The organism is Chitinophaga sp. 05T412 (assembly GCF_056396465.1).
In genome coordinates this window covers 110,190-123,052 of sequence record NZ_JBFTLN010000019.1, presented here as the reverse complement: position 1 = coordinate 123,052, position 12,863 = coordinate 110,190, and the positions used below count along the sequence as shown (strand labels likewise).

At 45.5% G+C, this 12,863-nt stretch carries 13 protein-coding genes; 4 read left to right on the top strand and 9 right to left on the bottom strand.

Annotation, left to right across the window (positions count from 1 at the left end; all coding sequences use genetic code 11):
* Window positions 1–76: 76 nt before the first annotated feature.
* On the top strand, window positions 77–1,984 hold the full coding sequence (locus tag AC1DFM_RS30995) for a RecQ family ATP-dependent DNA helicase (RefSeq protein ID WP_477080663.1): 1,908 nt from the start codon (window positions 77–79) through the stop codon (window positions 1,982–1,984).
* Window positions 1,985–2,039: 55 nt separating this feature from the next.
* On the opposite strand, the gene AC1DFM_RS30990 is transcribed toward AC1DFM_RS30995, so the two are convergent.
* Both AC1DFM_RS30990 and AC1DFM_RS30985 read right to left on the bottom strand, forming a co-directional pair.
* A complete protein-coding gene (locus AC1DFM_RS30990; RefSeq protein WP_477080662.1) occupies window positions 2,040–3,086 on the bottom strand; it encodes a Gfo/Idh/MocA family oxidoreductase in 1,047 nt (348 codons plus the stop codon).
* Window positions 3,087–3,140: 54 nt separating this feature from the next.
* Window positions 3,141–4,694 (bottom strand): helicase HerA-like domain-containing protein, encoded by a 1,554-nt coding sequence (locus AC1DFM_RS30985; protein ID WP_477080661.1) that lies wholly within the window; start codon window positions 4,692–4,694, stop codon window positions 3,141–3,143.
* 164 nt (window positions 4,695–4,858) lie between these two features.
* Here AC1DFM_RS30985 and AC1DFM_RS30980 point away from each other — a divergent pair, with 164 nt between their 5' ends.
* From AC1DFM_RS30980 to AC1DFM_RS30970, 3 genes are read left to right on the top strand one after another with little or no spacing between them, the layout of a single operon-like run.
* Window positions 4,859–5,350, top strand: coding sequence for a DUF2975 domain-containing protein (locus AC1DFM_RS30980; protein ID WP_477080660.1), 492 nt, complete (start codon window positions 4,859–4,861; stop codon window positions 5,348–5,350).
* Between the two features lie 37 nt (window positions 5,351–5,387).
* A complete protein-coding gene (locus AC1DFM_RS30975; RefSeq protein WP_477080659.1) occupies window positions 5,388–5,846 on the top strand; it encodes a hypothetical protein in 459 nt (152 codons plus the stop codon).
* 8 nt (window positions 5,847–5,854) lie between these two features.
* Complete coding sequence (locus tag AC1DFM_RS30970) at window positions 5,855–6,061, top strand: helix-turn-helix domain-containing protein (RefSeq protein WP_477080658.1); 207 nt, start codon at window positions 5,855–5,857, stop codon at window positions 6,059–6,061.
* Between the two features lie 63 nt (window positions 6,062–6,124).
* On the opposite strand, the gene AC1DFM_RS30965 is transcribed toward AC1DFM_RS30970, so the two are convergent.
* The 7 genes from AC1DFM_RS30965 to lpxD form a co-directional block, all read right to left on the bottom strand.
* Window positions 6,125–6,505, bottom strand: a complete 381-nt coding sequence (locus AC1DFM_RS30965) for a co-chaperone GroES (protein WP_477080657.1) — start codon at window positions 6,503–6,505, stop codon at window positions 6,125–6,127.
* 56 nt (window positions 6,506–6,561) lie between these two features.
* Window positions 6,562–7,401 carry an MBL fold metallo-hydrolase gene (locus tag AC1DFM_RS30960; RefSeq protein WP_477080656.1) on the bottom strand — a complete coding sequence of 280 codons (840 nt, stop codon included), beginning with the start codon at window positions 7,399–7,401 and terminating at the stop codon, window positions 6,562–6,564.
* 82 nt (window positions 7,402–7,483) lie between these two features.
* Window positions 7,484–8,758, bottom strand: a complete 1,275-nt coding sequence (locus AC1DFM_RS30955; RefSeq protein WP_477080655.1) for an MFS transporter — start codon at window positions 8,756–8,758, stop codon at window positions 7,484–7,486.
* A 157-nt stretch (window positions 8,759–8,915) separates the two neighbouring features.
* Entirely contained in the window at window positions 8,916–9,542 is a 627-nt protein-coding gene (locus tag AC1DFM_RS30950; protein ID WP_477080654.1) for an ABC transporter ATP-binding protein, read from the bottom strand.
* The gene (lpxA, locus tag AC1DFM_RS30945) at window positions 9,526–10,329 is read right to left on the bottom strand and encodes an acyl-ACP--UDP-N-acetylglucosamine O-acyltransferase (protein ID WP_477080653.1); all 804 of its coding nucleotides are present in this window, start codon (window positions 10,327–10,329) and stop codon (window positions 9,526–9,528) included. The genes AC1DFM_RS30950 and lpxA overlap by 17 nt, the downstream gene beginning before the upstream one ends.
* A 5-nt stretch (window positions 10,330–10,334) precedes the next feature.
* Window positions 10,335–11,750: a bifunctional UDP-3-O-[3-hydroxymyristoyl] N-acetylglucosamine deacetylase/3-hydroxyacyl-ACP dehydratase gene (locus tag AC1DFM_RS30940; protein ID WP_477080652.1), complete on the bottom strand. Its 1,416-nt coding sequence runs from the start codon at window positions 11,748–11,750 to the stop codon at window positions 10,335–10,337.
* 42 nt (window positions 11,751–11,792) lie between these two features.
* A complete protein-coding gene (lpxD, locus tag AC1DFM_RS30935) occupies window positions 11,793–12,842 on the bottom strand; it encodes a UDP-3-O-(3-hydroxymyristoyl)glucosamine N-acyltransferase (protein WP_291928564.1) in 1,050 nt (349 codons plus the stop codon).
* Window positions 12,843–12,863: the final 21 nt, after the last annotated feature.

The window sequence follows — 12,863 nt, the reverse complement described above, 5'->3', positions numbered from 1 at the left end:
ATAAAATCAGTTTAATCAGTCTAATCCTGGGAAAGACAATTTCCGCGTATCTTCGCATTAACCATTAAATTTTTATTTGAATACACCCGTAGCCATATTACAGCAATACTGGGGATATAACCAGTTCCGGCCACTTCAGGAAGATATTGTAAACGCTATACTGGCAGGACAGGATACACTGGCCTTGCTACCTACGGGTGGGGGTAAGTCTATTTGTTTCCAGGTACCCGCTATGATGAAACCAGGATTATGCCTGGTGGTCACACCACTGATTGCCCTGATGAAAGACCAGGTAGCTAATCTCCGGAAAAAAGAGATTACAGCCTACTCGATCTACTCCGGGATGCAATACAAAGAGGTGGAAAGAATCCTGGAAGCCGCCCGCCGCGGTGGATGCAAGTTTCTGTATGTATCTCCCGAAAGACTCCAAAGCAAGCTTTTTCAAACCTATTGCGATGGTTTACCGGTAAATATGATAGCGGTAGATGAAGCACATTGTATTTCTCAATGGGGCTACGACTTCCGCCCGGCCTATCTGCAGGTTGCGGATATACGTAGTTTCTTCCCCAACGCACCAGTGTTGGCGCTGACGGCTTCTGCTACCCCCCGCGTACAAACAGATATCTGCGATAAGCTGCTGATGAAAGACGCCAAAGTGTTTACCAAAAGCTTTGCACGGGCCAACCTCTCTTACAGTGTGCTGGAAGAAACTACTAAAATCGATAAAGTAAAACATATACTGGACCGCGTGCCCGGCTGTGGTATTGTATATTGCCGCAACCGCAAACGCACCAAAGAAATAGCGTCCCTGCTTGAGTTACAGGGTATCTCCGCCAGTTACTACCACGCGGGATTACCACAGGCCGAACGTGCTGCGAGGCAAGAAGCCTGGATTAACAACGAAACCAGCATCATGGTATGTACCAATGCCTTCGGCATGGGTATCGACAAGCCAGATGTACGCATCGTAGTGCACTACGATATGCCCGATAGCCTGGAAGCCTACTACCAGGAAGCAGGTCGCGCCGGCAGGAACGAAGAAAAAGCATATGCCGTACTGCTGTATAATGAAGATGAACTGGCAGAAATGCAGGAGCGCATTGCCCTGCAATTCCCTACCCTGGAGGAGATCCGGGAAGTATACCAGGCCATTGTAAATTACCTGCAGGTGCCGGTAGGCAGCGCCGAAGGCATGTATTTCGATTTCGATATCAACGACTTTGCACGCACCTTTCAACTGAATCTTACCATTACTTACAGCGCTGTGAAGCTATTGGAACAAGAGGGCGTATTGCAGTTGAGTGAAAGCGTATTCCTGCCTTCCCGAGCGGAGTTCGTCACCAATAAGGATTCCCTCTACGAGTTTGAAAACGCGTATCCGGCACTCGAAGAAATAATTAAAACGCTGCTGCGCACCTACGAAGGCATCTTCGATACAGCTGTTCCTATCTACGAAAGACAGATAGGACGCATCATGCTGATGGAAGATGATGACATCGCCGCGCAATTGCAACAGCTCCATCAATACGGGATACTGAAATATCACCCCCGTCGCGATGAGCCACAGCTCACCTTTTTGCAGGAACGGGTGTCATCGCAAAACCTGCGCATTAATATGGCCCGGGTGGAAGTACGGAAAAAAGTGTACACCGACAGGCTGGATGCCATGTTTGCGTATGTACGTAACCGTGATACCTGCCGCACGCAGCAAATTGTGCAGTACTTTGGTGAAAAAGAAGCCGCCCCCTGTGGCGTCTGCGATACTTGTTTAAAGAAGAAAGCCCAACCGATAGACGCTGCCGCATTTAAACGTATATCCGACACCGTTATCAGCTTCCTCAAGGAACAACCCTTGCTGTTTAGTCTGCTCCAAAATAAAATGTCCGATGTAAAACGCAGTGACCTGATGGATGTATTGCAGTTCCTCAACGAAGAGGGCCTGGTGGTGCGGGATGACGCGGGTAGATTGTCGGTAGCAGGATAAAAAAAGCGTGTATCAGTGAATGATACACGCTGCAAATATGTTTTAGGAAGACTTCCTACAAAGTCACTACTTTCCCTTCTTTACTGCTTTCAAAAGCAGCTTCAATCACACGGATTACCTTAATCGCATCCTGCGGAGGCACCGGGTTAGCGGCTTTATTCACCAATGCTTCATAGATACCATTGTAATAATCCATGTAGTTGCCACTGCCACCAGGTATGAACTGCTTAACAACTTTTCCGTCAACCTCAGTGTGCAGCAGTCCCCATTCATGTGGCGCTTCTGCGCCCCAGTCGGGACTATTAGGGAACAAGCCTCTTTGCAGCTGGGCTTCCTGTATATCAGATTTGGTTTTGATAAAGGAGCCAATGCGGCCATGCAGTTGATAAGCGGGCAATGCTTCGCGTACCAGGTAATTACATTTAACGCGCGCGCGGAGGTTGTCGTAGTAGAGAATTAACTCGAAGTAGTCGTCTACTATGGAGTCTTTGCGGATCACGCGGATATCTCCAAATACCGCCTTGGGCATGCCAAACAAGGTAATGGCCTGATCAATCAGGTGGGAGCCGAGATCATAGAGGGCACCGGTACCGGGGCCGCCAACTTCTTTATGCTTTTTGTAGCTCAGTTCTTCTTTGAAGCGGTCGTAGTGGATTTCTGCTTCGAGTACATCACCGAGTTGACCGGATTGCAGTATTTGTTTCACTACTTTATAATCGCTGTCGTACCGGCGGTTATGGTATACGCTTAATAGCAGGCCCTTTTCTGCGGCCAGTGCGGCGAGGGCTTCTCCTTCTTTGGCGTGAACCGTAAAGGGTTTTTCCACAATCACATTTTTCCCTGCTTCCAGTGCTGCTTTAACATAGTCGAAGTGAGTGTAGTTGGGTGTATTTACTACAATCAGCTCCAGGTCTTTGTCTGCCAGCATGTCTTCCACGCTCGTATATACTTTTACGTTAGGATAGCGTTGTTGGGCCAGGTGTTTACTTCTTTCTACTACCGCTGTAAATTCAAATCCTGGATTCACGTGCAGGAACGGGGCATGGAAAATTTGTCCGGACATGCCATACGAGCATACGCCCGTTTTAATAATTCTACTCATACGCTTTATAATATATGGATGTAAGCTGGCAGCCGATGGCTGCCGGTTGCATAATTAAAACCAGCTTTTGCTTTTGCTGCTGCGGCCACCCAATCCGAGGGCGCCCAGCAGACTACGGGTAATAACGCTGGCGGCTGTACGTCCTGCCTGTTTTACTGCGGAGCTCTCCATTACCTGTTCCAGTAAACCTTTTTCTTCTTTTTGTTTTCCGGCGGCTTTGGGTGCGGCTTCCTGTGCGGCTGTTTTATCAGCAGCTTCCTGCAGTTTGGCAGTAAGTATTTCGTAAGCGCTTTCGCTATCAATTTCCTCGGCGTATTTTTTCACCAGTTTGGAATTGGCCACGAGGGCATCAATTTCTGCGGGTGTTAATACGTCCATGCGGGATCTTGGCGATACCAGCATGGTGGCGGCGAGGGGAGTAGGTACTCCTTTTTCATTTAAGCAGGTAATCAGCGCCTCCCCGATACCTATTTGGGTAATCAGGTCATCCGTTTTATAGAAGTCCGACAACGGATAGTTCTCCGCGGTTTGTTTAATGGTTTTGCGGTCATTGGCGGTAAAGGCGCGCAGGGCATGCTGTACTTTTAACCCCAGCTGGCCTAATACAGATGGTGGTACGTCCATCGGATTTTGGGTACAGAAAAAGATGCCCACACCTTTGGAACGAATCAGTTTGATGATGGTATCTATTTGTTTGAGCAGGGCATCACTGGCTTCATTGAAGATCAGGTGCGCTTCATCTATAAACATCACCAGCTTGGGTTTGTCCAGATCTCCTTCTTCCGGCAGCGTAGCATATAATTCTGCCAGGAGGCTAAGCATGAAGGTGGAGAAGAGTTTCGGACGATCCTGTATATCACTTACGCGTAAAATGGATACGATACCACGACCATCATCACTGATGCGCATGAGGTCATCCACTTCAAATGACTTCTCCCCAAAAAACTGCGCAGCGCCCTGTTGTTCCAGTTCTATTACCTTACGTAATATGGTACCGGTAGAGGTGGTAGATATTTTACCGTAATCTTTTTCCAGGTCGGCTTTACCTTCATCGCTGGCGTATTGCAATACCTTTTTAAAGTCTTTTAAATCCAGTAAAGGCAGTTTATTATCATCGCAGTATTTGAACAACATGGCCACCAGTCCAGCTTGTGTGTCATTCAGTTCCAGAATTTTGGAAAGCAGGATAGGACCAAATTCGCTGGTGGTAGCGCGTAAGCGCACCCCTTTCTCCTGGCTGAGCGACAGCAATTCAGATGGATAAGCAGCAGGGCTCCAGGTACCGCCAATTTTTTGATAACGTTCGGTAATCTTGGCGTTGGAAGTACCTGCAGCGGCAATGCCACTGAGATCACCTTTAATATCCATCAGTAATACCGGTACGCTGGCATCGCTGAGTCCTTCCGCAATTACCTGCAGGGTTTTGGTTTTACCGGTACCGGTAGCTCCTGCTATCAATCCATGACGATTGAGGGTTTTGAGTGGAAGAAATACATCCGCGCCGGGTACTACCTCACCGTTCAACATGGCACAGCCGAGTTTAAAGTGCTCGCCTTGAAACGTATAACCGCTTTTGATATAATCCAGAAATGCATCCTGATTGGCCATGACCTGTTTTTTTTATGAAGATAATAAAAAGCATTTAGTGGTTGAGCCTCAAATTGTTACCTTCTTTATTTATACTGTTTATCGTTTAATATTTATTGATAAACGATAAATTTATTTTGAATTTCGATAAAATGGAAGTAGGTTTGAGTTATTAAATCGATCATATGAAAATTGTACCCTCGCCACTTGTATTAAAGATCGTGGTTATTCTCTTCACACTATTTGGTATTGCTGCTATCATCTGGAATATCAATTATATTTTTCAACTGAAACTGTCCTCACAGTCCCCCGAAACATTTGTAATAAAAAACACGATTATAGAGCATGCTATTGTAGGCGGGCTTTATATGATCATGGCTATTTTTCTTTTTAAGTTGGTGGGAGGTACTTCTAACCGGGAAATAATTTCCCGTAATAACTTAAAAAGCGTAAATGGAATACTTTATATACTATGTGCCCTTGTGGTTACCAGAATTGTATTCGCCTCGTTTACTGTATTTAGTCCAATAGGAAGATCCCATGGTATCGGCTTCCAGTTAGTCGCATTGATTTTTTCTTCCTGGCAACCTGTGATGGGAATTGTGGTAGTGTATGTACTTGCCGCTGTCTTTAAAAGAGCGGTAATTTTCAGAGAAGAAGAAGCGCTTACTATTTAAAAGTATCTCCTGGTTTTTTAATGCTACAACGACCTATATGAAAAACAAATCTTCTCAGTTTTATCTAAAGGCACTTATAATTACCGCTGTATTGATTGGTGTTGGCTTTGGTTTAGTAACGTTATTTCGGATGCACACACCCCCACTCTTAGCCTTACTGCCGTTTATTGGAATGGGAGCTCCATTCCTGGCAATAGCTGTTCTGTTATACCGGATAGCGGCTAGTTTGGGAACTAAAGACATCATTTCCCGGGATAACTTGATGAGAGTACAACGTATCCGGTTTGTTTTGTTGGTGCTGTTGGTTGGTAAGGTGGCAATTGTAATGATAGTAACCATAGGCTCCCCAATGTCCTTTATGACCTCGATATTTGCCACATTGGTTGCTTTTTTTTCTTCCTGGGAACTACTCGTAGGGATATTGATTATTCACATACTGACTAAAGTATTTGAAGGTGCGTTAATTTTGAAGGAAGAAGAAGCACTTACTATTTAAAAAAGGCTATGGCAATAATCGTTAATCTGGATGTGATGCTGGCTAAAAGAAAAATGTCGCTGACGGAGCTGAGTGTACAGGTAGGCATCACCATGGCGAATCTCAGCATCCTCAAAAGTGGTAAAGCGAAAGCGATACGCTTTTCTACGCTGGATGAAATATGCCGGGTACTGGCATGTCAGCCGGCAGATATTCTGGAGTATAGAGAAGCATAAAACAAATGAGGCGAATGATCCACAGGGATCACTCGCCTCATTTGTTTTATGTCTGCAGTTTCTTTACAGATCTTCTTCCCGCTCCAGCATCAAAACAGCCCCTTGCGGCACTATATAATACGTTTCATCTTCGTATACTACTTCTGTAGACCCACTGAGTAAAAAGATGGCTAAATCGCCTTCTTTTACCTGCAAAGGGATATATTTTACCTTCTCTTCCTCCGGTTTCCAGGACTCCTCCTGTTCTGCCGGTACCGGAATAGCATAACCCGGACCCGTTTTAATCACATATCCGCGCTGTACTTTTTCCCTTTCCTGCACGCCGGGAGGCAGGTATAATCCGCTGCTGGTGCGTTCGTGGGGAGTGGTAGGCTTTATCAGCACGCGGTCGCCCACAACGATCAGTTTTTTCAATTTATTATCTGTTGTTATGTGTATAGCCATACCCTATGCTATCAAATATAGTGCAGGCCGCAAAATAGTGACAGACTGACAGGAGATTACAAATCGCGCAATGCAAAAATTTCACCTGCCCGGATCCCCTTTTCTGTTTGCTGTAACACACAGCATTCATTTACCGGGTCATGCTCAAAGAACAGGACGTATTGCTGATCTACGGCTTCCTGTAAAAAGCTTTTCTTTTCCTGCAGTGTTTTCAGCGGAAACATATCATAAGCCATTACATAAGGAAGGGGAATATGACCAATAGAAGGCAGCAGGTCGGCCATGTAAATAATGGTTTTGCCTTTATAGCTGATCTGCGGTAACATCATGGCATCAGTATGCCCATTGGCAAACCGGATGGAGAAGTTATCCACAAAAGAGAATCCTTCCTGGTGCTGTACAAACTTCAATTGTCCGCTTTCTTGTATAGGAAGAATGTTTTCTTTGAGGAAAGAAGCTTTTTCCCGGTCATTAGGCTGGGTAGCCCATTTCCAGTGGTCTTCGTTACTCCAGTAAGTAGCGTTTTTAAAAGCCGGTACCAGCTTGTCGCCCTGCCGTACAATACTGCCGCCGCAATGGTCAAAGTGAAGATGCGTCAGGAATACATCGGTGATATCATCCCGGTGAAAGCCGTGAGCAGCAAGGGAGCTGTCAAGTGTAGCAGTACCATGGGGTTGGTAATGACTGAAAAACTTTGCATCCTGTTTATCGCCGAGACCATTATCTACGAGGATCAGGCGGTTACCATCTTCTATCAGCAGGCAACGCAGCGCCCAGGTGCACAGGTTGTTTTCATCCGCAGGGTTTAATTTATTCCAGATGCTTTTAGGTACTACACCAAACATAGCGCCACCATCCAGTTTAAATAGCCCTGTGTCGATTGTATATAATTTCATAATGCAGTTATTTACTTATTTGAAGACAGAAAGTTACCCAATTCTGCGCACCCAATTAGTAAATAACTGCATTATTTCGTGGCTATGTCGTCTGTTGTTGCTTGCGTAATGCGGAAATAATAAATGCAAGACCGATCACGAAAAACACCACCAACGCCAGTACGGAGTTACGCATGTCTTCTGTGAGGTCGTCTATGTAGGCAAAGGAAAACATACCAATCACGATAGAGATTTTTTCCGTTACATCATAATAACTGAAGAAGGATGTGGTGTCGGGTGTTTCCGGCATTAGCTTGGCATAGGTAGAGCGACTGAGAGACTGAATTCCACCCATTACCAGCCCAACGGCAGTAGCCAGTAGATAGAAATGCATCGCAGTTTGCATTTTATAACCTGCTATACAGATACCGATCCAGAGCAGTATAACGCCAATTATTACACGTAGATTTCCAAAGCGGGTAGAAAGACGGGCCATACTCCAGGCGCCGGCAATGGCTACAATCTGGATAATCACCACGGTAACAATCAGCATGGAGGCTTCGAGGTGTAATACTTTGCTGCCAAAAATAGTAGCGGCCATCATCACTGTTTGTACGCCCATACTATAGAAGAAGAAGCCACGCAGGAATCTCTTCAGCACTGGTAACTGTTTTACCTGTGCATATACTTTACGTAATTCGGAAAATCCTTCTGTTAATGCGCCTGCGCTATGCTTACTCATGGTAGCCACGCTGTCGGGAAGGCGGGCAAAGGTAATCAGCGCAAAACCGAACCACCAGAAACCTACCAGCAAAAAGGTTAAGCGTACCGGCAAGCTCTCATCCATGCCAAGTTTGGGGCCCAATACCACCAGCCCAAAGCCGATCAGTTGTAACAATACGCTCCCGATATATCCCATGCTGAAACCTCTCGCACTGATTCTGTCCCTATCTTCCGGAGCGGCAATTTCGGGGAGATAGGAATTATAAAATACCAGTCCGCCGCAATAACCTATGGTCGATAGCATGAAACAAATTACGCCCAACAACAGATTGTTGCTGTTGAAGAAAAAAAGCAAACTACAGGACAGCGATCCCAGTATCGTAAAGAAACGTAGGAAATTCTTTTTATTTCCCCTGGTATCTGCAATGGAAGATAGGATAGGAGAGGTAATGGCCACCAGCAGATAAGCCGCTGCCATGGTGTAATTGTACAAAGCGGAATTGACGAAATTCATTCCCAGAAAGGAAACGTGTTCTTTGGTCACCGCTAAAAAATAGATAGGGAAAAAAGTGGTAGTGATCACGAGGTTGTACACGGAGTTGGCCCAGTCGTACATAGCCCAGCCATTGATCACTTTGTTACTGGCAGTCTTCATATAGCGTATTTAGCTTTGTACGAAGATAATTGTCGTAGAGCAGAAAGCATAAAGCGGAAAGCAAAAAGCTATTAAAGCGAATAATGAACAGGAAAGAGCTGCACGGAAATAGTATCCCGCTCAGGTCACTCGCGACAATAGCTTTATGCTTTCGCCTTTATGCTTTTTGCTTATAATCCTGGATGTGAATATGTTCTTTGCACATAAAATACTCCTGTTCATCATTGGAGCTAACAATGATCAGGCGGTTGCCACCGTATTCGGTGATGAGTTGCTGATATACGGCAACGCCGGCGGCGTCAAGATTGGTACAGGGTTCATCGAGCAGTAATACGGGTCCATCGGAAAGGATGGCCAGGGCCAGCTTAATACGTTGCTTCATACCAGAGGAGAAGTTGCGTATTTGCTTGTGGGCGGCTTTTTCCAGTCCTACCATTTGCATGGCTTTCGCCGGGGTAATGCCGGGAAGGAAATTTTTAAACTGCTGATGAAATTCAATAATTTCTGTGAGGGTAAATTCTTCGATCAGCTCCAGGTAAGGAGCTGCGATGGTGCAATACCGGAAAAACGCATCAGGAGCGATGGGTTTTTCCGGTGTGCTATAAGTAACGGTGCCTTCATTGTGTTGAATGGCACCGCTGATTACTTGTAATAATGTTGACTTTCCTGAACCATTGGGCCCCAGAATGGCATAACGTTGTCCTTCACTAAAGGTGAGGGTTACACGCCGGAAGATCCAGTCGTAGTTAAAACGCTTACCTGCCTGGTTAAGAGATATCATCATTGTTGGTGCGGGAAGTATAGCCTCTCATAATACCACGTCCTGATTCACGGATGAACGACAGGATTTCATCTCTCTCATCGGTGGCAGGGAATTCTGCTTCAATGATGTTAACCGCTTTGGATAATTTAAAGCCTTTTACAAAGATGACGCGATAGATATCCAGGATAGAGTTGATTTTTTCCAGGGAAAATCCTCTTCTCTTTAATCCAACGGAGTTCACGCCAACATATGATAATGGTTCGCGGGCAGCTTTTACAAAGGGAGGTACATCTTTACGCACCATGGAACCACCGGTTACAAAGGCGTGATCACCTACTTTACAAAACTGCTGGATGGCTACCATTCCGGCCAGTACTACGTGATCGCCCACAGTGATGTGTCCGGCCAGGGTAGTGTTATTGGAAAATACGCAGTAGTTACCTACTTCGCAATCGTGTGCAATGTGGCTGTACGCCATAATCAGGCAGTTATTGCCGATTACGGTTTTCCATTTGTCTTTGGTACCGCGGTTAATAGTTACGTATTCACGGATAGTGGTGTTATCACCTATTTCCACGGTTGTTTCTTCGCCCGCATATTTTAAATCCTGAGGGATGGCAGAAATAACAGCGCCTGGAAAAATACGGCAATTTTTGCCGATGCGGGCTCCTTCCATAATAGTTACGTTGGAACCTATCCAGGTACCATCACCGATTTCTACATTTTTATGTATAACGGTAAATGGATCAATTTTTACATTAGGCGCAACTTTGGCGTCCGGATGTATGTATGTTAGCGGGTGAATCATTGCTATTATTTGCCTTCTCTTGTTTTTACAATTTGTGCGATCATGTCGGCCTCAGTAGCTACCTTATTACCGATAAATACTGTCCCCCGCATTTCTACAAGACCTCTCCGGATTGGGCTAAGCAACTCCATTTTCAGGATCATGGTGTCGCCTGGCACTACCTTCGATTTAAATTTACAGTTATCTATTTTCAGGAAATAAGTGTCGTAGTTTTCCGGATCTGGTACACGGTTCAGCGCCAGGATACCACCTACCTGTGCCAGTGCTTCCAGTTGCAATACACCGGGCATTACCGGATTGCCAGGGAAGTGGCCCTGGAAGAAGCCTTCGTTGAAGGTAACGTTCTTGACACCTACTACTTTTTCTTCACCCAGTTCAATGATCTTATCTACCAGCAGCATCGGATAACGATGCGGCAGCGTTCTTTCGATACGTGGGGTATCGAACACCGGTGGCTGATTTGGATCGTAAACAGGCACATCTTTATTGTGCTTGTTCTTTTTGATATACTCTTTGATTTTACGCGCAAACTCTACATTGGATGAGTGGCCCGGACGGGTAGCAATGATGTGTGCATTAATTGGATAACCAATCAGTGCCAGATCACCTACTACGTCCAACAGCTTGTGACGCGCCGGTTCGTTCGGGAAACGTAATTCAATATTATTCAGGATACCTTCTTTCTGTACAGAGATGGTTTCCCGGTTAAATACTTTGGCTAAACGGCTCAGTTCTTCTTCTGTTACCGGCTTGTCAACTACCACAATGGCATTGTTGATATCGCCACCTTTGATCAGGTTAAGCGACAGCTGGTATTCCAGTTCATGTAAGAAGCAGAAGGTACGGCAAGGGGCAATCTCTGTTTTGAACTCTTCAATACCCTTCATCTTAGCGTGCTGGGTGCCCAGTACCGGGGAGTTGAAGTCGATCAAACAGGTAATGCGATAATCTACCGCAGGCATCGCCACCATTTCTACCTTTTTCTTCTCATCATAATAACTGATGTTGGTATCAATAGTATAGTATACTTTTTTAGCATCCTGGTTTTGCAGGCCAATGTTTTCAATCGCTTCAATGAATGCGTAAGCGCTACCATCCATGATAGGAATTTCGCCACCATCCAGTTCTATCAGCACGTTATCCACACCTGTTCCCGCCAGTGCAGCCATGATATGCTCAATAGTACTTACTCTGGCGCCATTATGCTCCAGGGTAGTGCTACGGGTTGTTTCAACTACATAATCCACATCTGCTTTGACGATAGGTTGTCCTGGCAGGTCTACACGCTGAAATTTAATACCATGGCCGGGTGTTGCCGGCTTGAGTGTCATATTAACATAGGCACCTGTGTGCAAGCCAATGCCTGATAAGGTAATTTCGCCTTTCAGGGTATGTTGGTATTGCAACTGTTGATTTTCCATAATAAGCTAACTAATATGTAACTATTTGACTAGTAATCAATTTTATACACCTGCTCTTTCCTGCAGCAGCTGTTTTACCATCTCTTCCAGCTCTTTCACGCGCTTTTCAAGGTCCGGCAAATTTCTAAAAATTGCCTGACTTTTCAGCGAACTTTTATAGTCATACGCCGGAGAGCCTGTGAGAGAGGAGTTAGGAACGGTAATTGACTTCGACAAACCACTCTGTGCGTTGATTTTGGTACCATCTGCAATATGGATATGGCCTACCATACCTACCTGGCCGCCTATTACGCAGTTCTGGCCGATTTTGGTACTGCCGGAAACGCCGGTTTGAGCCGCAATAACGGTGTTGGTGCCAATGTCTACGTTGTGGGCTACCTGAATCAGGTTATCCAGTTTCACACCCTGACGGATCACGGTGCTACCCATGGTGGCTCTGTCGATAGTCGTGTTGGCGCCTATTTCCACATCATCATGGATGACTACGTTACCGATTTGAGGTACTTTTTTGTAGGAGCTGTCCGGCTGAGGGGCAAAGCCGAAGCCATCGCCACCAATTACGCAACCGGCATGCAGCATTACGCGGCTGCCTACAATACAGTTGTCGTATACTTTTACACCAGGATACAGGATGGAGTCGTTGTTAACGATCACATTATCCCCCAGGTATACGCCAGGATATATCTTTACGTTGTTACCCAGCACCACGTTTTCGCCCAGATAAGCGAAAGCGCCTACAAACACGTTTTCTCCCATTTTCACGGAAGCGGGCACATGAGAAGGCTGCTGAATACCGGACTTGTTACCAGTCAGGTATCTGTATTGCTCCAATAACAGGGCAAAGCTGCTGTAGGCATCTTTTACCCGTATCAGCGTCGACTTAATCGGACGTTCGATTACCAGGCTCTCATTCACAATCAGAATGGACGCGTTGGTAGTATATATGAATTCTTCATATTTAGGATTGGCAATGAAACTGAGCATGCCCTCGCCGGCTTCTTCAATTTTGGCGATGTTGCTCACCTTTACGTCCGGATTTCCCTCCAGCTTACCATCTAACATGGTAGCTAATTGTAATGCGCTAAACTGCATAGTTTAAAATTGTAATGTTTT

Excerpts from the sequence above, each read along its gene's own strand:
- AC1DFM_RS30990 (WP_477080662.1), bottom strand. The coding sequence starts at position 3,086 with ATGAGTAGAATTATTAAAACGGGCGTATGCTCGTATGGCATGTCCGGA.
- AC1DFM_RS30985 (WP_477080661.1), bottom strand. The coding sequence starts at position 4,694 with ATGGCCAATCAGGATGCATTTCTGGATTATATCAAAAGCGGTTATACG.
- AC1DFM_RS30980 (WP_477080660.1), top strand. The coding sequence starts at position 4,859 with ATGAAAATTGTACCCTCGCCACTTGTATTAAAGATCGTGGTTATTCTC.
- AC1DFM_RS30975 (WP_477080659.1), top strand. The coding sequence starts at position 5,388 with ATGAAAAACAAATCTTCTCAGTTTTATCTAAAGGCACTTATAATTACC.
- AC1DFM_RS30970 (WP_477080658.1), top strand. The coding sequence starts at position 5,855 with ATGGCAATAATCGTTAATCTGGATGTGATGCTGGCTAAAAGAAAAATG.
- AC1DFM_RS30965 (WP_477080657.1), bottom strand. The coding sequence starts at position 6,505 with ATGGCTATACACATAACAACAGATAATAAATTGAAAAAACTGATCGTT.
- AC1DFM_RS30960 (WP_477080656.1), bottom strand. The coding sequence starts at position 7,401 with ATGAAATTATATACAATCGACACAGGGCTATTTAAACTGGATGGTGGC.
- AC1DFM_RS30955 (WP_477080655.1), bottom strand. The coding sequence starts at position 8,758 with ATGAAGACTGCCAGTAACAAAGTGATCAATGGCTGGGCTATGTACGAC.
- AC1DFM_RS30950 (WP_477080654.1), bottom strand. The coding sequence starts at position 9,542 with ATGATGATATCTCTTAACCAGGCAGGTAAGCGTTTTAACTACGACTGG.
- lpxA (WP_477080653.1), bottom strand. The coding sequence starts at position 10,329 with ATGATTCACCCGCTAACATACATACATCCGGACGCCAAAGTTGCGCCT.
- AC1DFM_RS30940 (WP_477080652.1), bottom strand. The coding sequence starts at position 11,750 with ATGGAAAATCAACAGTTGCAATACCAACATACCCTGAAAGGCGAAATT.
- lpxD (WP_291928564.1), bottom strand. The coding sequence starts at position 12,842 with ATGCAGTTTAGCGCATTACAATTAGCTACCATGTTAGATGGTAAGCTG.